The sequence below is a fragment of the Ruegeria sp. CL5 genome (assembly GCF_056536485.1).
Genome location: NZ_JBQFPS010000031.1, coordinates 1 through 1,796 on the forward strand (window position 1 = coordinate 1; position 1,796 = coordinate 1,796).

The 1,796-nt window shown below is 51.4% G+C and carries 2 protein-coding genes; both read right to left on the reverse strand.

The window, feature by feature from the left end; genetic code table 11:
• Nucleotides 1–125: 125 nt before the first annotated feature.
• Nucleotides 126–1,142, reverse strand: a complete 1,017-nt coding sequence (locus ACR0IU_RS22240) for a GlxA family transcriptional regulator (RefSeq protein ID WP_480717784.1) — start codon at nucleotides 1,140–1,142, stop codon at nucleotides 126–128.
• A 72-nt stretch (nucleotides 1,143–1,214) separates the two neighbouring features.
• Nucleotides 1,215–1,796 (reverse strand): Na+/H+ antiporter NhaC family protein (locus ACR0IU_RS22245; protein ID WP_480717785.1); only part of this gene is annotated, 582 nt, incomplete at its 5' end.

The window sequence follows — 1,796 nt, forward strand, 5'->3', positions numbered from 1 at the left end:
GCGGCTCATTACGAACATTTCCCATAATGAAAGTCCCGCGTCGCAGCGTTATCAAGGCGCACTATGGTTGGCTGCAGAGGAAGTGATGAAACACGTTCAAACTTGTCATTACCTGGCTGATCGAGTTATTCACGTTTTTCAGACCACCCCCTTCTGAATGAAGTTGGCGCTTCGCCGTAGCGTTTCTTGAATCGTACCGTAAGTTGTGTAGCGCTGCTAAAGCCTGTGGCTGCCGCGATTTCCGCGACCGCCATCTCGGTTTCGCTGAGCAATGCGTAAGCCCTCGAAACGCGCAGTTCTAGATAAAACTGAACAGGCGAAGTTTCGACATACTTTTGGAAGAGACGCTCTAACTGGCGACGAGATATCTGCACGGCTTCTGCTATTTCAAAGATATCTAACGGCTCTTCCAGGTTTTCTTGCATGATCTGCATTGCGTTGATCAGGTACTGGTTGCGACTACCCAAAGCTACCGAAAAGGCTGATTTCTGGAGCGTTTTACTATTGTTGGATCGAAAGTGAATGCACATGTCCGAAACAATGACGGCAAGGTCATTTCCGAAATTGGATTCGATCATGTCCAACATCATGTCGGTTGCAGCATTTCCGCCGCCACATGTCATAAGCTCGTTGTCGATCTCATACAGGTTTGACGATGGCTCCAAATCATCAAAATGTTCGACAAAAGCAGGGTGGTTTTCCCAATGCAATGTGAACCTTTTCCCTGACAGAACTCCAGCCTTGGCAAGGGCGAAAGCCCCTGTGCAAATACCACCCAGATTACATCCAAAGGTTCTTTGGCGGCGGATCCACGACAGCACCTTGGGGTTGGTGCTTTCGGCCGGTTCAATACCCGAGCAGACAAATAGCCGCGACGATCGCGGCAAGTTGTGCAACGCAAAATCCGGCGTAATTTCAACCCCATTCGAGCAAGAAACCGGATTTCCATCTTCAGTGATCAGAAACCATTTATACAGTTCTTTGTTAGTAACCTGGTTGGCGATCCTCAGGGGTTCCACTGCGGCGCTGAAGGCCAGCATAGTCAGTTTGGGCAGCAGAAGAAAATAGATTTCCTTGGCCGATCCATCATAGTCAATGCGATAGCTGGCCGCGCCCTTTGGGACAAAGTTTCTCGGGTCCATATGCTCTCCTCCCAGTATTGACCGAGGTGGATGAAGGGCACCAACACCTAATTTGGTGTTGGCGCAGAAAGATTAGGCACTCATCTGTGCAACAGGTTCGCCGCTTTCCTCCCAGGAGCGGATTTCTTTTTCGCTGGCTTTAGGCGAAAACAGCCCTGTCATGGCATAGAAGATACCGATGACCGGTGACAGCCAGCAAGCGAATGCAAGCGGAATATACAGCAGATTTTCGAAGTTGCCGTCCGCGATACCCAAGCCAAGCGCCGTGATGACAAACGCACCACCCGCGTTCCAAGGGATCAGAGGGGACACCAGAGTTCCGCCTTCCTCGACCGCCCGGGACAGGTTCAGCGGGGAATAGCCCATCGCGCGATAGACCGGCGCATACATCCGCCCTGGCAGTGCAATTGACAGATAGGGGTCACCTGCAACTGTGTTGGTCGCGACAGAGGTTAAGATGGCTGAGGTTTGAATACCGGCAAACGTTTTCACCTTCGAGATGACAACTTTGATGATGGCCTGAAGGCAACCTACGCGTTCAAGCGCTCCGCCAAACCCCAAAGCCAGCAGCACCAGTGAAATCGTCCACATCATAGACTGAATACCGCCGCGGTTCAGCAAGGGATCGATCTCCGGAACCCCAGTATCGATCGA